General features: G+C 59.1%; 15 protein-coding genes and 1 pseudogene. 7 read left to right on the top strand and 9 right to left on the bottom strand.

What is annotated here, in order from left to right:
• Nucleotides 1-135: 135 nt before the first annotated feature.
• From HDG37_RS17355 to HDG37_RS17315, 9 genes are all read right to left on the bottom strand, one after another.
• A complete protein-coding gene (locus HDG37_RS17355) occupies nt 136-1,587 on the bottom strand; it encodes an NAD(P)(+) transhydrogenase (Re/Si-specific) subunit beta (protein ID WP_184049707.1) in 1,452 nt (483 codons plus the stop codon).
• The gene (locus HDG37_RS17350; protein WP_006047931.1) at nt 1,587-1,916 is read right to left on the bottom strand and encodes an NAD(P) transhydrogenase subunit alpha; all 330 of its coding nucleotides are present in this window, start codon (nt 1,914-1,916) and stop codon (nt 1,587-1,589) included. The genes HDG37_RS17355 and HDG37_RS17350 overlap by 1 nt, the downstream gene beginning before the upstream one ends.
• A gap of 26 nt (nt 1,917-1,942) precedes the next feature.
• Nucleotides 1,943-3,085 carry a Re/Si-specific NAD(P)(+) transhydrogenase subunit alpha gene (locus HDG37_RS17345; RefSeq protein ID WP_184049705.1) on the bottom strand — a complete coding sequence of 381 codons (1,143 nt, stop codon included), beginning with the start codon at nt 3,083-3,085 and terminating at the stop codon, nt 1,943-1,945.
• 1,804 nt (nt 3,086-4,889) lie between these two features.
• Complete coding sequence (locus HDG37_RS17340; protein ID WP_184049703.1) at nt 4,890-5,756, bottom strand: AraC family transcriptional regulator; 867 nt, start codon at nt 5,754-5,756, stop codon at nt 4,890-4,892.
• Nucleotides 5,757-5,852: 96 nt separating this feature from the next.
• The gene (locus HDG37_RS17335) at nt 5,853-6,746 is read right to left on the bottom strand and encodes a class I SAM-dependent methyltransferase (RefSeq protein ID WP_184049701.1); all 894 of its coding nucleotides are present in this window, start codon (nt 6,744-6,746) and stop codon (nt 5,853-5,855) included.
• 102 nt (nt 6,747-6,848) lie between these two features.
• Nucleotides 6,849-7,862, bottom strand: coding sequence for an NAD(P)-dependent alcohol dehydrogenase (locus HDG37_RS17330; protein ID WP_184049699.1), 1,014 nt, complete (start codon nt 7,860-7,862; stop codon nt 6,849-6,851).
• Nucleotides 7,863-7,937: 75 nt separating this feature from the next.
• Nucleotides 7,938-8,702 carry a DUF169 domain-containing protein gene (locus tag HDG37_RS17325; RefSeq protein ID WP_184049697.1) on the bottom strand — a complete coding sequence of 255 codons (765 nt, stop codon included), beginning with the start codon at nt 8,700-8,702 and terminating at the stop codon, nt 7,938-7,940.
• Nucleotides 8,703-8,716: 14 nt separating this feature from the next.
• A complete protein-coding gene (locus HDG37_RS17320; protein ID WP_260334900.1) occupies nt 8,717-9,430 on the bottom strand; it encodes a nitroreductase in 714 nt (237 codons plus the stop codon).
• A gap of 12 nt (nt 9,431-9,442) precedes the next feature.
• On the bottom strand, nt 9,443-10,936 hold the full coding sequence (locus HDG37_RS17315; RefSeq protein WP_184049695.1) for a class I adenylate-forming enzyme family protein: 1,494 nt from the start codon (nt 10,934-10,936) through the stop codon (nt 9,443-9,445).
• 535 nt (nt 10,937-11,471) lie between these two features.
• On the opposite strand from HDG37_RS17315, the pseudogene HDG37_RS39340 reads away from it, so the two are divergent.
• From HDG37_RS39340 to HDG37_RS17285, 7 genes and pseudogenes are all read left to right on the top strand, one after another.
• Nucleotides 11,472-11,963: pseudogene (locus HDG37_RS39340) on the top strand (transposase); the annotation flags it as partial.
• Nucleotides 11,964-13,656: 1,693 nt separating this feature from the next.
• The gene (locus HDG37_RS17310; protein ID WP_311541474.1) at nt 13,657-15,768 is read left to right on the top strand and encodes an FUSC family protein; all 2,112 of its coding nucleotides are present in this window, start codon (nt 13,657-13,659) and stop codon (nt 15,766-15,768) included.
• The gene (locus HDG37_RS17305; protein WP_184049691.1) at nt 15,765-15,992 is read left to right on the top strand and encodes a DUF1656 domain-containing protein; all 228 of its coding nucleotides are present in this window, start codon (nt 15,765-15,767) and stop codon (nt 15,990-15,992) included. The genes HDG37_RS17310 and HDG37_RS17305 overlap by 4 nt, the downstream gene beginning before the upstream one ends.
• Complete coding sequence (locus HDG37_RS17300) at nt 15,989-16,987, top strand: HlyD family secretion protein (protein WP_184049689.1); 999 nt, start codon at nt 15,989-15,991, stop codon at nt 16,985-16,987. Before HDG37_RS17305 ends, HDG37_RS17300 begins: the two co-directional genes overlap by 4 nt.
• A complete protein-coding gene (locus HDG37_RS17295) occupies nt 16,984-18,468 on the top strand; it encodes an efflux transporter outer membrane subunit (RefSeq protein ID WP_221312043.1) in 1,485 nt (494 codons plus the stop codon). Before HDG37_RS17300 ends, HDG37_RS17295 begins: the two co-directional genes overlap by 4 nt.
• A gap of 37 nt (nt 18,469-18,505) precedes the next feature.
• The gene (locus tag HDG37_RS17290) at nt 18,506-19,174 is read left to right on the top strand and encodes a carboxymuconolactone decarboxylase family protein (protein ID WP_184049687.1); all 669 of its coding nucleotides are present in this window, start codon (nt 18,506-18,508) and stop codon (nt 19,172-19,174) included.
• A gap of 236 nt (nt 19,175-19,410) precedes the next feature.
• A complete protein-coding gene (locus tag HDG37_RS17285) occupies nt 19,411-20,319 on the top strand; it encodes a LysR family transcriptional regulator (protein WP_184049685.1) in 909 nt (302 codons plus the stop codon).
• The last annotated feature ends 22 nt before the right edge of the window (nt 20,320-20,341 follow it).

The raw sequence follows: 20,341 nt of genomic DNA, 5'->3' as shown, positions 1-20,341 counted from the left end.
CACGTGATGCATTCCAACATGGGATTCACCCCTGGTTGCCTGAAACCAGGATGTCGATCGCGGTTTGCCACGCCTTGGCAATCTGTATCGACCCGAACGCACCGGTCTCATGTGCCGACGATCGAACAAAAAGACTCAGGCTGACGCCTTCACCATGTCCTCGATCACCTTCTTCGCGTCGCCGAACACCATCATCGTCTTGTCCATGTAGAAGAGGTCATTGTCGAGACCGGCATAGCCCGCCGCCATCGAGCGTTTATTCACAATGACAGTGCGCGCCTTGTAAGCCTCGATAATCGGCATGCCGGCGATCGGCGACTTCGGATCGTTCTTCGCGGCCGGATTCACCACGTCGTTCGCGCCGAGCACCAGCACCACGTCGACCTGGCCGAACTCGCCGTTGATGTCGTCCATTTCGAACACCATGTCGTACGGCACTTCGGCTTCGGCGAGCAGCACGTTCATGTGCCCCGGCATCCGTCCGGCCACCGGGTGAATCGCGTACTTCACCTCGATGCCCTTCTCGACCAGCTTGTCGGTCAACTCCTTCAACGCATGCTGCGCGCGCGCCACCGCCAGTCCGTAGCCCGGCACGATCACCACGGTTTCGGCATTGCCGAGCATGAACGACGCGTCGTCGGCGGAACCGGATTTCACCGGACGCTGCTCCGTCGCGCCGCCTGCCGCCGCGCCCGCTTCGTTGCCGAAGCCGCCGAGAATCACGTTGAAGAACGAACGGTTCATCGCGCGGCACATGATGTACGACAGAATCGCGCCCGACGAGCCGACCAGCGAGCCTGCGATGATCAGCATCGGATTGTTCAGCGAGAAGCCGATGCCCGCCGCCGCCCAGCCCGAGTACGAGTTCAGCATCGACACGACCACCGGCATGTCCGCGCCGCCGATCGGGATGATGATCAGCACGCCGAGCCCGAACGCGATGATTGTCATGATGATGAACGGCAGCCACGCCTGCGTGAGAAAGAAGATGATGCCGAAGCCGAGCATCGCGATGGCGAGCATCAGGTTGATCAGATGCTGGCCGCTGTACACGACCGGCGCGCCCTGGAAGAGCCGGAACTTGTACTTGCCAGACAGTTTGCCGAACGCGATCACCGAACCCGAGAACGTAATCGCGCCGACGAACGTGCCGATGAACAGCTCGACGCGATTGCCGTACGGCAGGAAGCCCGGCGCGGTGTTCTCCGGATCGACGAGACCGAATGCAGCCGGCTCCGACACCACCGCGTACGCAATACACACAGCGGCAAGACCGATCAGCGAGTGCATGGCCGCGACCAGTTCCGGCATCTTGGTCATCTCGACGCGCGCGGCAACGAACGCGCCAACCGCACCGCCGACCACCAGCGCGACCAGCAGCAGGCCAAGCCCAAGACCGAGATTCGAACCGAGCCCGTTAGCCTGCTTGACGATCAGCGCGATGGTCGTGAGGATCGCAATCGCCATCCCCGCCATGCCGAAGGTATTGCCGATGCGCGCCGTCTTCGGATTCGACAGCCCCTTGAGCGCCTGAATGAAGCAGACCGACGCGACCAGATAAAGCAGCGTGACGACGTTCAGACTCATTACGCGTTCTCCTTGCTCTTGTCGGCGATCAGCTTCTTCGGCTCTTTCTTGCGGAACATCTCGAGCATTCGCCTTGTCACGAGAAAGCCGCCGAACACATTGACCGCCGCGAGCGCGACGGCGAGCGTGCCGAAGAACTTGCCCGGCGTGCCGAGCGTGAGGCCGGTTGCCAGCATCGCGCCGACAATCACGATCGCCGAGATGGCATTGGTCACGGCCATCAGCGGGGTATGCAGCGCAGGCGTCACATTCCAGACGACGTGATAGCCGACGTAAATTGCCAACACAAAAATGATCAGGTTAATGACGGTGTGGTTGAGCACTTCCATCGCCGTTTCTCCTCGGTGGATTCGTTTTATGCCTTGCGCGCAACCTGGCCGTCGCGGCACAACAGCGTCGCGGCGACAATGTCGTCGGCGAGGTCGATATTCAGCGCGCCTTCCTTCGTCACGATCAGCTTGAGGAAGTCGAGCAGATTGCGCGCGTAGAGCGACGATGCGTCGGCGGGCACCATCGAGGCCAGATTCGTGTAGCCGACTATCGTCACGCCGTTGTGCACGATCACCTGGTCGGCGACTGTCAGCGGGCAGTTGCCGCCCTTCCTGCCGTCGATTTCCGGGCCGCGGCCCGCCGCGAGATCGACCAGCACTGAGCCGGGCTTCATCGACTGCACGGTGTCGGCCGAAATCAGCGTCGGCGCTGGGCGCCCCGGAATCAGCGCGGTCGTGATCACGATGTCAGCCTGTTCCGCGCGTTCATGCACGAGCGCCGACTGCCGTTGCAGCCAGGACGGCGGCATCGGCCGCGCATAACCGCCGACGCCTTGGGCGGCCCCGCGCTCTTCGTCGGTTTCATAAGGCACGTCGAGAAACTTAGCGCCGAGCGACGCGATCTGCTCTTTCACGGCCGGACGGACGTCGGAGGCTTCGATCACGGCGCCCAGGCGCTTGGCGGTCGCAATCGCCTGCAAGCCCGCCACACCCGCGCCGAGAATCAGCACGCGTGCGGCCTTCACAGTGCCCGCGGCCGTCATCAGCATCGGCAGGAAGCGCGGATACAGCGACGCGGCAACCAGCACGGCCTTGTAGCCAGCGATGTTCGCCTGCGACGACAGCACGTCGAGGCTCTGCGCGCGCGTGGTTCTCGGCGCGGCTTCCAGCGCGAAGCCCGTCACGCCGGCTGCGGCGAGTTTCGCTGCCTGCTCGCGGCCGAACGGCTCGAGCATGCCGACCAGCACGGAGCCGTGCCTGAGCGAAGGCAATTCGGCGTCGGTGGGCGCCTGTACCTTGAGCACGATGTCGGCACCGAAAGCGGTGGCTGCATCGACTATTTCCGCGCCGGCCGCCGTAAAAGCGTCGTCCGGAAAACTCGCGTCGAATCCGGCGCCACTTTGCACCAGGACGAGATGCCCCTGGGCGCATAGTTTCCTGACAATCTCCGGCGTGGCAGCGACACGCTTCTCCCCCGGTCTTGATTCTTTAGTAACACCAATTTTCATATTGATTTTCGTCGATTGCGCCATATTCCGATTTGATAATCTCTGGTACATGCCCTGACAACGCTGTCGTTTGCGTCTACCGCAACCCGTAACCTTGCCAGGTAGCCGCCGGTATTTGCCGGGTGGCGGCGTCAATCACCCAATTGCCGCGCGAGAGAGCTCAGGATTTGGAATGCAGCGGGCGGTGTCGACTGACACCAGACTTGTCAGCGTTCCACTATCGTCGACCGTATCGTTTCGACGATAGTGGAACGGCGACCGCTATATCAGATCGATTTCAACGTACCTGCCGTTGTACGGCACCCGAACTCGGCAGCCGACGCGGGTGCCACCCGGATATGCACCGGCTTCCTGATGCAACGCCATGTTTTGGCGGTCAGCCATCGACGCCCTCGGTAGTCGGCTCGATCTAGATCTTCGACTTGACCGAATTCCCGATGTAGCAGGCACGATGGGCGTTGCGATGCCATTCCTGTACGTCCTCACGGCCGGGGCGCTTTTCGCCGCTGAACACGACATGGGGAGCAGCTTGACTGACTCATCCACACCGTCCCGTCAGCCTCCTTGGAAAGCGTACCGGTCGCCTCGTCTGTGTAAGATTCGACTGCGCATTTTGCCTTTGCAGCAAACACCAGGAAGAACAGCATGTGGTAACTTGAGAGAGCCGCAATGAACGCTTCTTCCGGATCCACTCCAGACGGAGTCCGACATCGGTTCACACAATACGTCAGGAGATGGTGACGCCTTGGCAACTGCACCGCCGTCAAAAGACCACTCGTGCGCGCTGCTGAAGCGTCCGCCCGTGAAACCCTGCCCGGGCAGGCACGCCCACCGCACTGTTGCCCTATGCGTAGCCATGAGCCATTGTCTCCATTTATTTAATAAGGAATATTGAAGTAGTACGCTCGCGCGTTTGAACAAGCTTGCGCGCATTCCCAACTCACGTCTTGTATATAATTGCGCGATCGTAAGGCGCGATTGAGCAGAGGCTGTGGCAGTATGGGGCGCGCAAACGTGCCCGGCGCACCATGTGGTACGTTGTGCAAGGCGTAGATCTCATCATCATAGTCAAAGCGTTTTCCAGTCCGTCAGCGAGCATTGCATTTGCGCCTGCGCTCGTCGCTTCGGTCGGCTGGGATACCAGCGCAATAGTGCCAGCGGTATTACGATGGCGGCCGAAGTGCCGCACGGCACAGGCAGCATTGCCATGTGACGGTCGTGCCCAGCCATGAAACGAGACTTGTCGCAGGAACCGTGGAGTGGTCGGCCTTCCTCTTCCGCTGGCAATGCGTCCATGTCTGAGCGAAAAGCAATGGTGCGGCCACCGCCGCGGACCATGTGGCCCCTCTGAAGCGCTCGCCTGATGCGGCAAACGATTTCGCCTGGCAGTCGTGGACCGGCGAACCGGATACGGACATGCTCAATGCCACCGTGCCTTAGAACGTAACAGGTTGTCCAGCAAGGTAAGACAAGCACCCACGAAGCGGTTGGCAATCGCGGGGGCTCTTTGAGATTGGTGTCCGACCTCCCGGGGCCACCTTCTCTACTACCTCGGCCGGCGTTACCTCTCACCGGTTTTCTCCGTCTTCGTCGAGGCATTTCGGTATCAGCCCTTCGCGGTGAAGGACGGTGGTTTACGAAGCCGGCCTCCTCTGCACAACAAAGGCAGGCTCTTTGCGGTTTTCCTAGGCCTCGATGATCGGCCCTGAGCGGCCCATAGGACTTTCGCTGAATCGGACATTCAAGTGCTGTGGGCCGAGTTCAGCACCACCGAGTGCTACTTTTGCCCCGACCGAATTTTTACTTATTGATAATCTCTGTACTGCCCAGGAGTGACGCCGTACACGCTGCGGAATATCCTTGTCATGTGGGCCTGATCGCAGAAACCGCATCTTGCGGCAATCTCCGCGAGTTGCAAGCCAGATTGCATCAGACGCGCCACTTCCCCTGCCCTGATTTGCATCCGCCAGGCGTGAGGCGGAATTCCATGCCGGCTCTTGAATCGTCTAATGAGAGCGTAGGTTGAGATTCCCGTCTCTTCCGCGATCTCGTCGATCGGAGTGTTATCCACCACCGAAGAATAGATCAATTCCTCGACCCGCCTCGTCTGGCTATCGGCCGGCTTTTCCATCCTTAAATCAGGACCGAATAGCGCCATATGATGCTTGAACCACTCGAAGAATTCATATAGTGCTACCTGTTGACGTTCCGCGTCACCTGACGTGGTCGCATAACGATGCATTTCCAGAAACAGACCGTTGGCGACCTGGTCGGAGGAGCGCACGGGAGCTGCAAATGCCAGAGACGCGCTGCAGGTGGAGCGCCCCCCAAAGGACGGAATCAACAAATCCGCTGGAACATGAAGCGTCCGCATCTCCCAGCCATCTGGATGCAATATCTGGGCTGCATGTATCTGCTCCGGACCGATTACAACCATATCGCCAGCTTTCACCGCATAGGTACGCCCTCTGGTGCTAAACAGGTATGCACCCTTCGTCACGAGGACAATCGTCGCTACGTCATGAGCATGCGGGATGAACTCACGACGATAGCGCCCGTTGAAGAGCACCACGCTGGGCATGGTCGGCACCCGCCAGCAGTTGCTCGGATGCGAACTCCGGTCACCTTCGTTATGCGCGTCCATGATCTCCGAGGTCTCCCATATGGCCATGAAGGCACCAGTCGCGCAAGGCAGTAGCGAGATTGGCTGCGAGATTACATACAACCACGCCAGGCGGCGCTCTCACGCTGGAGATTTGACTTTTCATCAAATGTCACCGGAGCGCCAGTCGGAACTACCCGTATGGGCACACCCGCTGTCGAGCCGTCTCGCAACTGCCTGAACAACCTTGATCCTTCCTTCAATGAGGTTCCTCGCCGCGTTACCTAGCTTCAGATCCGCTTCGGCGCCTAACAGCATGCTAATCAGAGGCGGTCGCCGGGGAAGCGCCCTCATTGCCTCCCCCGCCTTTCTTAGAGAAGTTGCATCCCGCTCGCTCACGTCTTCCCATTTCGCGATGCTGAACCCTGCGGCTTCGATCTGGTCGTGAGCTTTTCGCTGCGTGCTGAGAAAACTAATTGATTTCTCGCTTGCCCAGGGTACCGGGTAATGCACCGGCTCTCCGCTCCCGAGGAAAAGTTCATGGAAGAGCAGCACGCCCCCCGGTTTCAATACTCGCGCGAATTCGCGGTACAACTCGCGTTTTTCGGGAACGTTCATCTGGACGTGTTGGGTCCATATCAGATCAAACTGTGCATCCCCCACCGGCAGATCAAGCGCACTCGCCTTCAAGAATCGGACCGAGTGATCACAGGCGGTCCAGGCAGCCAGTTTGGAAGCTACCGAGACGTATTCCTCTGTTAAGTCAACTCCCAGAACAGTGCATCCAAACGTCTCGGCAAGATAACGGCTGGAGCCCCCCAGACCGCAACCAACGTCAAGGACGGCGAGACCGGGGCCGATAGGGACTTGGCTCGCGAGCTGTATCGTCGCCTGATGTCCACCGAGATGAAAGGCGTCCAGGAGCGCGAGGTCGGCGGAGGTCAGGCTCCGATGTTCCTTTCCCAAGCGGGAAAACGCCGTTTTTATCTCTTCCAGAAGAGAGCCTTGCTTGTAATGTTTTTCGACCCTCGCTAGAACGCTGTCTGCAGGGCGATGCATCGGATCCTCCGCGATTGATTTCAGCCGGGACGACTGCTGCTTCGCCTGCCATGCGGCGTCCGGCTCACAGACCGGGGAAGCACGTCCAGGTGATGCGTTACGCTAGTAGCTAACGCAAATCTTGCCGAATGTCCCTCCTTCGCGCACCTTCTCAAAAGCGGCGGGTACTTCGCGGAACGGTACCGTCAGTCCGACTTCAGGCCGCAGCTTTACGTGGTTCATCGTACGAAGCATGCTTTCAAAGTCACTCCGTGACCCAACCGTGATACCGTCGAGTCTGATGAAACGCATAACCACGAGAGCCAGCTCGATTGCGGCTTTGCCCCCCGACAAGATTCCCACCAACGAGATCGTACCCCCTGCCCTGACAGCTTTGAGCGACTTCGGAAGGGTTTCAGCACCGCCTACTTCTATAACCCGATCCACCCCACCAGCACAGATTTTGACCACTTCTTTGTGCCAGTCCTCAAACTGCCGATAGTTGACCGTTGCATCGGCACCGAGCTTTTTTGCACGCTCCAGCTTTTCGTCCGAGGACGAAATGACAATGGCATTCGCACCCATTGCCTTTGCCAGTTGTAGGGCAATGACCGAAACACCTCCCGTTCCCTGTATTAGCACGGTCTCCTTCGGCATGATCGGGCGTCCGTGCATGAGCGCATTCCACGCCGTCACCCCTGCGCAAGGCAGAGTCGCCGCCTCCACGTCGGACAGATAGTCGGGAACCTGAACGGCGCGCTCCTGAGCCACGACGGCAAACTCGCAGAGCATCCCGTTGCGCGACGAACCGAGTGCACGGTCCTGCCGCAGCGTGCCTCCAGTGGCTTCGCCTTCAAGCCAGTCAGGGAAAAAAATGGGGCACAACCGGTCGCCGACCTTGAACTTCGTCACCCCTTCTCCAACTTCCACCACCTCACCCATTCCGTCCGACACGGGGACGACTGGTGGCTTGATGACTTTCCCGTACTCGCCTTGCACGATCACAAGGTCGCGATAATTCAACGATGCGGCCAGCATGCGCAGCTTGACCTGACCGGGCCCCGGTCGAGGCTCCTCAGCATCGTTTAACTTGAGATTCTCGATTCCGAACTTCTCATTGATTTCCCAGATCTTCATCCCGGCACTCCTGCATACAATGAATACATTGGATATCGACAGTAGGCAACGCCATTACCGTCTCGGGTGGAACGCTTACTTCTTGCCGTAGCTCGCATCCATTCCTGCTCGCACATCCTGCTGGATTCCGTATTGCGCGAAGGGGTAACGCAGGCCATTTTTTGAGAGCGCTTCCATCCCCGCGATCGCTTGCGCCAACGTCGCCGGCGGGAGTGCCATGAGCATCTCGTCATCCAGCACACCTCCATACCTTCGCTCCGCGAAGCATGGAATGGACAGGCTGGGCTCACCGGTCTTGAGAGCTCGCCCCCACGAATCCGCACACGACGACTCGCCAACGACACTCCAATCGAAACGCTTGTAGCCCGCCCACTGCAGACCATTAATGAAATACATCATGGCGCCGGGAGTCGCATAGAACAACGCAATCTCTGGCTCGATGCGCCCGGAAGCGAGCGGCGATACGACAAGGGCTTCGTACTTGCCGTCAGGCACACAATTCATCGCTGCCTGATGAGCGCTCGAGTCATCGACTGTCGCGTACCATACGCCGACCATTTGCTGGCCCGACATCCACTCGGGGTCTTTTGCGCCTCCGAGCCCCACCACAGCCCGGCATTGCGGGCCGACCAGATTTTCAGCAGTAACACCGATTGTGAAACCAAGTCGCGCCGACTGCGCAACGATCTGGTCCATGGTATGAATAGCTTGCGGCCTGCGGATGCGGGGAATTTCCTCCATTTCCTCACGCCGTTCAAACAGCTTCATTCCAAACGGCATACTGCGCAACTTCAGCAATCGCTCCAGGTCCGCGACCAGTTTTACCAGATCCTCTTTCATCTTCGACTCCAACGTTATTCGCGAACAAAGGTCGCAAAATCCTCAACGGAACAGCGCTCCGTCTCCAACGTGTTTTCCGCCGCACTCGGGTCGGCCACTCCCATGGACATCCCTGAGACCATGACATACTTGTCGTCAATCTGGAGCTCCTTGCGCACCAATCCTCCGAATTCGCACCAGGCCTGCTGCGGGCATGTATCCAGCCCGAATGCTCGCGCGAGGATCATCACGTTCTGCATGAACATTCCCATGTCCAACCAGGACCCGTGCGTCATGGCCTTTTCCATCGAGAAGAACAGCCCTACCGGGGCGCCAAAGAACTCGAAGTTGCGCAAGACAGCCTGCGCTCTAGCCTTCATGTCATGACGTTGGAGCCCATATAACGCGTACAGATCGAACCCGACTTTGCGCCGGCGGCTGAGGTATGGCTCCCACCATGGATCTGGCGCATAGTCATACTCCTTGGTAGTCATCCCTCGCTTCGCTGCCTCCTGGACGCGGGTTGAAAGACGCTCTTTCACAGCACCGGTTACGACATGCACAAGCCACGGTTGCGAGTTTGTGCCAGAGGGCGCCCTGGCAGCCAGGGACAGGATGTCCCTGACTACTTCTTCGCCGATGCCATCGGGCATAAACCGTCGGATGGAACGCCGTCCGCTGATGGCATGAACCGCCGACAACTGATCCAGGATATCGCCTTCCATTTCTTTCGCCGTTTCAGAATCCATGACAGGCACGTCTTAACACACAAGCAGACGTAGCTCCCGACGCAGGATTTTCCCGGTGGGTCCCTTAGGCAGTCCTTCCACGAGTTGCACGTGCGCGGGAACCTTGTACTCAGCGAGGTGCAGCTTGCAATGGGATATAACTTCATCGCAAGACACGATATGCCCTTCCTTAACAACGACAAACGCCATGACCGTTTCGCCGAAAGTGCTATCCGGGACCCCGACGACAGCACATTCGCCCACCGCGTTGTGCAGATACAGTACATCCTCAATTTCTGCAGGGTAGACGTTCGAACCACCGCGGATGATCATGTCTTTGCGCCGACCGATAATGTAGAGAAAGCCGTCCGTGTCGATCCTTCCCAGGTCTCCGCTACACACCCAGCCGTCCACGACCGTCTCCGCCGTCGCCTGCGGATTCCGAAAGTAACCCGACATCATCGCGGGACTGCGCAACAATACTTCGCCCACCTCTCCAACCGGTACGTCATGAAACTCCGCATCCACCACGCGAATGCCACAATCGGGCAAAACTCTGCCGCACGCATCGCGTCTTGCTGCCCGGTCAATCAAGGGGTCGTAGGCTGTCACAGGCGCACACTCGGTCATCCCCCATAGATCGAAGACAGGGAAACCGAACCGCTCGCACGCGCGGTCATAGAGCGCGGACGGAAAAGCAGCGCCGGACGTGAGAGCCCAGCGTACGGACGACAGATCGACGCCCTCTTCCGCCTGGTCGAGCCAGTTCATCATCATGACGTATACGGTGGGTACCGCCATCAGTAAGGTGATGCGATGCTTCTCGACCGCTTTTAGCGCGACGGCTGGATGAAACCTGTCCAGCAACACAACGGTTGAACCGCCAATCATGTTGGACAATGCGTTCAATATCAGGTGGAGCATGAAGGCCATCGAGCCCACCACGAGAGAACGGTCGTTTGGAGAGATCCTCAAATGACTAGAAAACATCGTCACATCAGACAACATTGCCCCATGGCTGAGCATGACACCTTTCGGTTTGCCCGTAGTTCCCGACGTGTAGAAGATCAGGGCAGTGTCGTCTGGACGGGTTTCGACCCGCCGGACCAAAGGCTCGCTACTCCGAAGCAGTTGATGCCAGGATGATCCGTCCTCTCCAAGCACGCAACGCTGCACAGATTCCCCGTCCAGCAACGCGGTCAACTCCGCCTGTACGATCGCAAGGACTGGCTCACAGTGCTCTACGATGCCTTGCACTTCCCGCGCAGCAAGGCCCGGATTCACCGGCACAACAGTCGCGCCAGTCTGCAGAATGGCAAAAAAACTGACCAGCCACTCCGGCCGGTTGTATGCCAGAAGTACGACGCGTGTCCCCGGTGCGGCCCCCTTGTCTGCGAGACCGGTCGCGAGCCGTGCTACATCCTGCGTGAAGTCATGGAAAGCGACCGGTTCGCCTTTGAATAGCAAGACGGGATGGTCGGTGAAATGCGGTGCGCAATGCACCAGAATATCTGCCAGGTTGTCCAACGTCTCCTCCATACGCGGCGCTGAGTTCGGGCGAAACCGCCCTGATCGCCGCTGATTCGTCTATGGTCTTCCGTTTATTTTCGAACTGTTGCTGCCTGCAATATTGGTCGCTGCCTGCATCCGCGTCTTGAATGGAATTGCGAAACCACGTAGGGATTCACCCTTACCCCTGAGAGGGATGCAGATGTTGCAAAGCAGCAGACTCGAGTCAGTTGTGAGGAGCAAACAGGACAATGGGCCGGAACACCAGCTTTCAACGGGAAAAGCTGTTCATTCGAAGAAGCGGCAGTGTTGAAACTCACGCTAGTTAGTGGTACGAATCGGCCATACCACGCGCGTCGTTATGCGGATCGTCCAGTGGGCGAGCGCCACCAGTCGTGCCCTGCGGACCACAATGATACGGCCAGCGGACAGACACGCGTTTGTTTCGTGCGAACCTATCCGTCATTTTGCGGGCGGGCCATATCATGAGGCGTAAAAGCCAGTGATATGCCGATCAAGGAGATAAGACAAGCGTAGCGCGTGAGATTGCAGCCCCGTGGAACTGCTGGATCAACCGGTCAAGGGACCGACAACCCCGACCTGGGTGCAAGGTCTAACGGCGCCGTTCAACAAGGCGGTTCGAGCGTGCGATGCACCCGATAATGAATGTGCACCTGTCGGGGCTATCCGACTGGCCAGCCGAAGCCGCCCGCCCAAGCCAAGGAGCGCAACGTCGCGAGCGGCAAGACGGTCATCGCCAGTCGTGCCCCAGTGCGTGCTGAGCTGCCCCGCGATCGCGACGGCAGCTTCGCACCGATCCTGATTTCATGCATGAACATCCCCTTACCGGCTTCGACGAACGCATCGTCACAACTACGCAGGCGGTACAGCGTGCGCGAGATTCGGGCCTTCAGGCCGAGAGTTACCGCACCGAGGTATCGCCCACCGCTTGATCAACTCATTCACGGACGAGGTTATGGCCGACGCGCTGACCCGGCAGACCGGCCCGCTGAAGCCGATGGACCCAGCGGTTTGCTTCGACGCGACTACCCACAGTCGCCAGAATTGAAACGGTCCGCTTTCCCAAAGACGAAACCATGGAACGTCCGATACATACCAGGTACACCAGGCACGTATAGAGCGCACGCCGAAGCGGAGATGAAGTTGGGCAATCGAACAGTCGGCAATGCTTTACGGCGCAATCCGCACAGTAAAGCAGTAATGTCCTTCTACAGAGGTAACTATCCGTGGCGCCTCAAAAGGCAATGGTCCTAATGACGTCGGAGAACCGGGCACCGCCCCGCTTTCGAGCGTCATCAGCGGCGCTTATCGCACTCGATGTCATACAGCTCAGTAAAGAACCAGGACGACGCACGACGAAAAACGTGGTGACCAAGTTGAACATCGTGACAGCCGATACGACGAACGGCCAGCTACAATCTCCCAAACGCTTCCAGCGTGGACGGACGCCGTTTCACGTTTCCAGGCAGTTGCCAAATTTTCCCGTGGTTCAGCTACCTCCAAAGTATGTATTGCAGAAGCTCGGCGGACCTACACAGGCCGGCGGGTTTTGAACGTCGGTGTTGCTGGCGTTAGCCCCCCCACGAGAGTCCCGGTCTCGAGCGACCTTAGGGGTGCCGTGTGGGTTCGTGGCGGGCGCACTGGACGCTGGATCAACTGGGGTGTCAGCTTGGCCAGACCCGCCCGACTGGGCGTGCGCGCTCCCTGTCGCGACGCCCGCAATAAACGCTCCGCACACCAGTGCATTGATGACCAGGCGCTTTCTCATCGCTTCTCTCCTCGAACGAAATGAAGTAGGAACCTTATCGAAGGACACCGGTTGGGGATACACCAACTATGGAATATGTCTTTTGCGCGTTGCGCGGGAAATGCACGGAGCTGCCACCGCCGAAGGCAATGGGCTCTTGCATGCCCACGGACTTGCTAATCGCCGCGCGCCACGGGCGGTCGGCACGGCGCCCCGGGCATGACGCTACGACAGCAATGGACGTGGAGCTTACCGAGGCGAAACACGTGCACGTGTTGCGAGAGGCCACTATCGCCTGCCTCATTTCGCCTGGCAGACGTCAGCAAAGCGGCTCAGCGGAAAGTTGAAATGGCAAGCCGCATAATGATCTGATAACGGAGAACGGTTCTCCGAGCTGTACCGCGCCGCGGGGCTGATCAGCGACTGCCTTGTTCTACGAAGACTTAGGCCTCCGACGCGGCCCTTTGTCGACCGGCTACCACGGTCCACTGGACGCTGGATCGGCTCATAGTTGGATGCCCTTTTCCACACTTGCTCGCAACCATTGCGCATCGAACAGGGCGTTGCGATACCTTTTAGGTACCGCGACAAACCAATTTGGTCTTGGATATCTGCGCGCGCCGAACCTACCATCACAGCTTGGGCCGATCTGGTTCGCAGGCACCTGTCAATCGCCACGGATCTGCCTGTCCATGGGCTAGTGCTCTCTTGGGCGCGAGTCACTATGGTCGATCCGCATTGAGCCGGGTGACTTGAGATCCAGGCGCCGTCTTTCGTTCCCCGCCCTCGAAGCGAATACTTCTGGCGAAGGTGCCGCGCGGGTTACATGTTTGATCTGTCCCACTGTACTGAACCACTCATCCATGCATGACACCATGAACTCGCACTGCCGCGCTTTAACGAGCGATGAAATCTTCTCTGAATCTGCGCGGTGTTCCGGGGCCTCGAGGGGGCATGGTTTGCCCGATGCATGTTTCGCCTCGGGCAGCATTCGAACGCTGGTTTGTCGGGGTATGCGCTCGATACTTGCCGCCGGTCCAGCCGTATGATCGCCCGGCCTTCATCTCGCTCACTGCTGTTCGCAGTGAGCAGTTACCTCGCGGTCATAATGGCGCTTTACGTAGCGCTTTCCCTGGATCTGCCGAATCCATGGTGGGCGATGGCAACAGTCTTTATTGTGCAACCCACGAGACCGCTTGTTGGTGCAATCTGGGCAAAAGCTTTCTACCGTGCTGCTGGGACCATCATTGGCGCGATCGCCGCCATCATTCTTATCCCCAATCTCGTCAACTCGCCAGAGTTAATGATTCTGGCGCTTGCCACCTGGATTGCGGTATGTGTCTTTTTCGGCGTGCTAGATCGTTCTCCGCGTTCTTATCTGTTTATGTTGCCTGGCTACACGGCAGCGCTCGTTGGTCTTTCTACAGCGACTCACCCTGAAGCCATTTTCAATATCGCTATTGCACGGTCCGAAGAAATCATCATCGGCGTGCTCGCGTCGGCGGTCGTGCAGAGTATTCTATTTCCTCGTAGCGTGTCTGCTCTGGTCATTTCACAGCTTGACGCGGTCGTGGCCGATGCACGCACCTGGATCACCCAGGGTCTTCGTACATTAGCGCCTGCGCCCGCACCGGGTAACGTCGCCGCGCGGCTGACAGAGATCAACCTCGCCGCAACCGACTGGCGCTTCGAGGGAACCTTCCCTCGCATACGGCGACGTGCGCTAAGTGCACTCGAAGAGCGACTGATAACGCTGCTTCCACAAATTGCGACCGTGGAGGACACGCTCGATGCGATCCGTCGCTGCGGCCTGCACACTGATGAGACCGCCGCTAGCGCACGGCGAGTTGCGGATTGGGTGGCTACGGCCGATGTCGACAACGATGCGCTCGCCGATGACATTGCAGAGGAGATTGCAAAGCGGACGCCGACCCTTACTCCGAGTTCTGGCTGGGACGATATGCTGATCTCCAGCCTCTCGGATCGATTGATCGAGCTCATGCAGACATGGAAGGAGTGCCTTCTGCTCACAGCGGCGGTCAAAGCGACGAACGGCCGCCCAAACCCCGACATCCACCGTTTGCTGGAAAACGCTCCGCCCCGCGGTCTGCACACGGACAAGGGCGTAGCGCTTCTCTCAGCGACCGTTGCAGGGCTGACGGTTATCGGCATTGCCGTGTTTGCGATCGCAACCGGATGGGAAGGTTCCCCTTTCACGATTACGGTTGCCGCCATGTGCTGCTCATTGTTCGCTATAGCCGATGACCCAAGGCCGCCCGTTCGCAACTTTCTGAAAGGTGCCCTTCTTGCGCTTCCCGTCACGCTGCTCTATCAGTTCGCGATCCTGCCGGCGATCGACGGTTTCATTATGCTCGCGGTCGTATTGTTTCCAATTGTGAGTACTTTAGGACTGCTTTCCACATATCCGAGGATCATGGTAAGCGCGCTGGGTGCGTTTGTCGCGTTCTCTGCGATGCTCGCGTTGCAATCCTCGTACGCCGCGGACCTATCGAGCTTTCTCAATACGTACATTGCGTTCCTCCTGGGCCCCATATTTGCGCTTGTCGGTCTGGGCGTGGCCAGGGTGTTGCCAGTTGAACGAGCCGCCGCACGGATTCTGCGTGCCGGCTGGAGAGAGCTCGCTTTGCTATCACGATCGCGCCCGGTTCCAGATCCAAACCTTTGGGCGGGGCGGATGCTCGACCGCGTCGGCCTTCTGCTACCCCGTCTTTCCGCGATTCGAGCCGGCGATGTACCGCAATTGCGTGAGGCACTGCGGGATCTGAGGCTGGGTATCAGTATTGCGGAGCTACGCCGGTTGGATACTCTGGTCAGCGCGGCTGCGGACCGGCAGATTGCGGCCGTATTGGCCGAACTTGCCGCGCATTTCGATACCCTCGCCGCAGGCCGGAGCGCCGTCATCTCGCAGGATATGGTGGGTCATCTCGATGCTGCCATTAGAGGAATGCTCGAGCTGCCAGCAATCCCGGATCGACAAACGGGAGTCGGCGCAGCAATGCGGCTTCGATTGACCCTCTTTCCAAAAGCATCGGCATACCAACCAGGAGCCGGCGGAGCATGATGGGTGAAGTGAATCTACACGGCGTTTACTTTAGCAGCGTGCTCGCCGCGGCCTGTCTTGCGGGCCTATTGCTGCTCATTGCCCGCCGTTTTTTCCTGTGGTCCGGCTTTTACCGTCTCGTGTGGCATCGCCATGTGGTTGACTTGGCCATTTTTACTATTTTTTGGGCCGCGGTAGCACGGGTGCTGCCGGTACTGGCCGATATCGTCGGGAAATCTTTGTGAAGTCAACTACTGCACTGCCGGTTCTTGTCAGCCGCGTTGTACTAACATTCGCCCTCGTTGGGGCTGCGATCGTCGCAGGACACTGGCTCTGGCAGTTCTATCAGGTCGATCCGTGGACACGAGACGCCCGGATCCGGATCGACGTAGCGAGCGTTGCACCGGATATCTCAGGACTGGTTACGCAAGTGTACGTGGTCGATAACATGCCGGTACACAAAGGGCAGCCCCTGTTCGTCATCGACCGGCAACGGTATGAGCAAGCGCTGCAGCAGGCAGACTCATCTGTCCAGGCTGCCGACGCGGGAGTAGAGAAGGCGCGAGCCGACGTCCTGTCCCAGATGACGCTTCTCGCCCAAGCCCGCCGCGAAGACGAACGCGATCGGAAACTCGGCACCCTGGTGCCGACCGAGACCCTTGAGCAAGGCGCCGCTCGCGTGAGGCAACTCGCGGCATCGGTCGCACAGGCCAATGCCCAGGTGGGTCAGGCTACAGCCGCAATTTCCCAAGCGATCGCGGCGCGAAACACGGCCCGACTTAATCTTGAGCGCACCACGATCGTCGCACCCGTGGATGGGGTCGCGGCAAACGTGGGGCTTAGGCCCGGTGACTACCTGAGCGCCGGACACGCCGCGTTTGGCATCGCCGACGAAAGCTCGCTTCACATCGATGGCTATTTTGAAGAAACCAAGCTTGAGCAGATTCATATCGGTGACCTCGTCAGTATCCAGCTTATGGGAAGCAACCGGCGTCTAGAAGGACACGTCCAGAGCATCGCTCCGGGGATCGAAGATCGCGAGCGCACACAGAGCGGCGGCCTGTTGGCGAATATCAATCCCACTTTCAATTGGGTCCGTCTGGCCCAGCGCATACCGGTGCGAGTTCATATCGATCATGCTCCATCCGATATCCGCCTGATCGCAGGGCGTACGGCAACCGTCATCATCCATCCGGGATCTGCTCACACGGGTGCACCGCACGGGGGGGAAAGGTCGTGAAAATCCGCTTCGCGCCGACCGGCAAGGTTGCAGCACTTCTGATTGCCGCTGTTTTGGCTGGTTGCACCGTAGGTCCCGACTACCATCTGCCAGCCAAGGCAGCGTTCAACGCAGCCGGCTCGCGAGCTCCGTTCGTCGGCGCTGCGAACAGTTCTGCTGTCGTTCAGGACTCGCTGCCGTCGCAATGGTGGCATATGTATCGCAGCCCCGATCTGGATCGCCTTGTCGCCGCGGCACTTTCCGAGAACACCGATCTGAGAATCGCTAACGCGAATCTGGAGCGCAGTCGAGCGATGGTAGATCTTGCTCGCTCGCAAGGGCAGCCACGACTTGGCCTTGATCTCGGTTACCAGCACGCTCAACTGTCGGCAGAACAATTCCTCTCCAGCGAGTATCTGACACCGTTCGATATCTATGACGCGAAACTGTCTGCCTCATACGAGCTAGATCTTTTTGGGCGCATTAGACGTGGAATCGAGGCCGCCAAGGCGGACGACGAAGCCATTGAGGCGGCACGTGACTGGGTCCGTGTGAGCGTAGCAGCCGACGTGACCAGCGCTTACCTCGAAGTGTGCTCTACGGGCGCCGAACTGGCTGTAGCGCACCGGTCGTTCGAGCTTCAGCGGCAAAGTCTCATGCTGACCCGACAACTGCAGGAAGGCGGTCGCGCTACGCGCCTGGACCTTACACGGTCGCAAAATCTCGTGGACCAGATCGAATCCGGTATTCCGGGCATCGAAGCCCGCCAGCGCAATGCACTTTTCCGGCTCGCAACGCTAACGGGCAAGCCGCCCTCTGAATTCGAGGCGGGCCTCACGCAGTGTGTTGCCGCGCCGCCGATGGACCGGCCGATTCCCGTTGGCGACGGAACTGCATTGCTCAAGCGTCGCCCAGATGTCCGTGCTGCCGAACGTCAACTTGCCGGGAGCACAGCCGAAATTGGTGTCGCGACGGCCGAACTGTATCCCCGCGTCGTGCTTGGTGCATCGATTGGATCGACAGGCCTGGTCAGTGACTTCCTCACTCATCCGACGAACCTTTGGAGTATCGGCCCAGGTATATCCTGGGAACTGAACCAGAGTGGGCCACGCGCGAGGATCGCGGCAGCGAGAGCCGGAGAAAAAGCTCAACTTGCCCGCTTCGACGGGGTGGTACTGGGAGCGTTGCGTGACGTGGAAACCGCTTTGAACAACTACACGCACGATCTGGCCCGGCAGAAGAGCCTCGAAGCAGCGCGCAATGGAGCGGCAAATGCCGTCGCAGACGCGCATCTGTTGCAGGTCCAAGGTCGGAGCGGCGCCTTGGCGACGCTCGACGCCGAGCGCGTCCTTGTCAGCGCGGATGCCGCGCTAAGCAGCGTCAGGACGCAGATCGCCCACGACCAGGTCGCGCTCTTCCTTGCGCTCGGCGGGGGGTGGGAAAATGAAACCGTAGCGCCCGAGCACTCGTCCGTGCAGTCTCGCGCGGCTGTCGCGCAGTGATAACCTTTCCCCTGTCCCAAGCATAAGGAGCCTTTCCATGATTGCAAGTCACGACGATTTTTTGAAAACGCAATGTCCGGAGATAGTCGCCGCGGTTGACCAATACGCCACCGACGTCCAACGCAACGCCGCAGCGAATCTCACGCCTCGCCTCACGGCGCTGGTTCGTCTGGCGATCGCATTGTCAATCCCTAACCGGGACATGGCCCGAAACGCGATCGAGCACGCACGCACGGTCGCGTCTGACGGCGAAATAGCAGAGACTGTGTTTGTTGCATGCGAGCTTAAGGCCGGCGCTGCCACGGCCTACGGACGACTCGCCTTCAAGTTTACCGACCCGAGCGGATGTGGCAACGACAGCCATGATCCAGCTCAAGATCGCGTCTATATGCGGGATTTCGAAAAAGCCGATCCAGAGGCTTTCGCCAGCCTGATTCACCGCATCAAAACGGCCCACAACCCTAACTCGCGGCTGACCACACGGGAATATGAGCTCATCGCCGTCGCCTGCGCCACGATTTCGCGGTGCATCTACTGCATTGAAAAACACAGCCGCGACGCCAAGCAGGCAGGAGCTACCGATCGGGATCTGGCGGATGTCGTGCATCTGGTGATTGCATCGCGTGTCGACGGGACGCTTGAGGAGTGGAACGCAGTCGCGATCGCCCACGAACAAGCTGTTGAGGCCCCGGTTCGCCGCGGTTGAGATTAGCAACACCGCCATCGGTGCCCCGACAGCAGGCGCGTCCGTCCGGACGCGCCTTTCAAGAACGATGGCAGGCGTCGTGGGTTGAGCAACGCCGGTTACGCAACCGTCCATCTGCCTCAGCAAAGGATCGCTCCCTGTCACCTGGCTCCCCAGTGGTGAGACACACACGCGCTATGATAGACCTTCGACCACAGTCCAACCCGAGATTCGAGGGCCCGTCCGGCGCATCCCTTATGGAACTTAGGCAGCTTCGCTATTTTCTCTCGCTGGCCAATACGCTGAACTTCACCCGCGCCGCTGCTGAAGTCAACATAGCCCAGCCCCCTTTCAGCCGCCAGATAAGGCAGCTTGAGGCGGAGATCGGAACGCCCCTGATCGATCGCGAGGCAAAGCCGCTGACGTTGACTCCTGCTGGCGAATTGTTTTGCGAGCGGGCTGTTGAAATCCTCGGTCGCGTCGACCTGCTTAGGAAAGACGCACAAACGCTCGGCCGCACAGGTCAGCAGCCCGTGCGCATCGGCGTGGAGACAACCGTGCTCTATAGCCGCTTCCCCGAACTGCTAAGGGAACTGCGCGAGGCAAATCCCGGCTTGCGCATTGATCTCGTGGAACTGGTTCCCGATGGCTTGATTGGCAATCTAAGGGAAGGCAAGATCGATATCGGCTTCGGCCGAATGCGAGTTGCTGAGCCGGACGTTGCCCAGATGCTGGTTCGGGAAGAACCGCTTTTCGTCGCATTGCCGGTTCGCCATTCACTTGCCGAGGCGGCTCCCGCCCCGCTCCAATTGCGTGACCTCCTTGAGCAGACGCTCATCCTGTATCCGGCCGGTGAACCACCACATCTGCCTAGTTCACTGCACGCGCTTTTCACCACGCGCGGCCTGCGCCCGAAAGATGTGATCGAAGCGAGCGAACTTCAGGTCGCCCTCGGTCTGGTGGCGGCTGACTATGGGATTTGCATCGTGCCCGCTGTCGTCCAGCGCATGCGCAGCGATGTCTGTTATCGCCAGCTGGACGAGCCTGGCTTGACCTCCCCATTTCTTATCAGTTGGCGAAAGGACGACCGGCCAGAACTCGTTTCATCCATCAATGAACTGCTAGGCAGGATCCTCCAACACGCACCGCAATTCGCGGCGGACTGAATTTGTTTCTTTGCACCGCCCG

The organism is Paraburkholderia sp. MM5384-R2 (assembly GCF_014201025.1).
In the GTDB taxonomy this organism is placed as follows: domain Bacteria; phylum Pseudomonadota; class Gammaproteobacteria; order Burkholderiales; family Burkholderiaceae; genus Paraburkholderia; species Paraburkholderia tuberum.
This window is presented reverse-complemented; position numbering and strand designations above follow the sequence as displayed.

Excerpts from the sequence above, each read along its gene's own strand:
- HDG37_RS17355 (WP_184049707.1), bottom strand. The coding sequence starts at position 1,587 with ATGAGTCTGAACGTCGTCACGCTGCTTTATCTGGTCGCGTCGGTCTGC.
- HDG37_RS17350 (WP_006047931.1), bottom strand. The coding sequence starts at position 1,916 with ATGGAAGTGCTCAACCACACCGTCATTAACCTGATCATTTTTGTGTTG.
- HDG37_RS17345 (WP_184049705.1), bottom strand. The coding sequence starts at position 3,085 with ATGAAAATTGGTGTTACTAAAGAATCAAGACCGGGGGAGAAGCGTGTC.
- HDG37_RS17340 (WP_184049703.1), bottom strand. The coding sequence starts at position 5,756 with ATGGCCATATGGGAGACCTCGGAGATCATGGACGCGCATAACGAAGGT.
- HDG37_RS17335 (WP_184049701.1), bottom strand. The coding sequence starts at position 6,746 with ATGCATCGCCCTGCAGACAGCGTTCTAGCGAGGGTCGAAAAACATTAC.
- HDG37_RS17330 (WP_184049699.1), bottom strand. The coding sequence starts at position 7,862 with ATGAAGATCTGGGAAATCAATGAGAAGTTCGGAATCGAGAATCTCAAG.
- HDG37_RS17325 (WP_184049697.1), bottom strand. The coding sequence starts at position 8,702 with ATGAAAGAGGATCTGGTAAAACTGGTCGCGGACCTGGAGCGATTGCTG.
- HDG37_RS17320 (WP_260334900.1), bottom strand. The coding sequence starts at position 9,430 with ATGGATTCTGAAACGGCGAAAGAAATGGAAGGCGATATCCTGGATCAG.
- HDG37_RS17310 (WP_311541474.1), top strand. The coding sequence starts at position 13,657 with ATGTTTCGCCTCGGGCAGCATTCGAACGCTGGTTTGTCGGGGTATGCG.
- HDG37_RS17305 (WP_184049691.1), top strand. The coding sequence starts at position 15,765 with ATGATGGGTGAAGTGAATCTACACGGCGTTTACTTTAGCAGCGTGCTC.
- HDG37_RS17290 (WP_184049687.1), top strand. The coding sequence starts at position 18,506 with ATGATTGCAAGTCACGACGATTTTTTGAAAACGCAATGTCCGGAGATA.
- HDG37_RS17285 (WP_184049685.1), top strand. The coding sequence starts at position 19,411 with ATGGAACTTAGGCAGCTTCGCTATTTTCTCTCGCTGGCCAATACGCTG.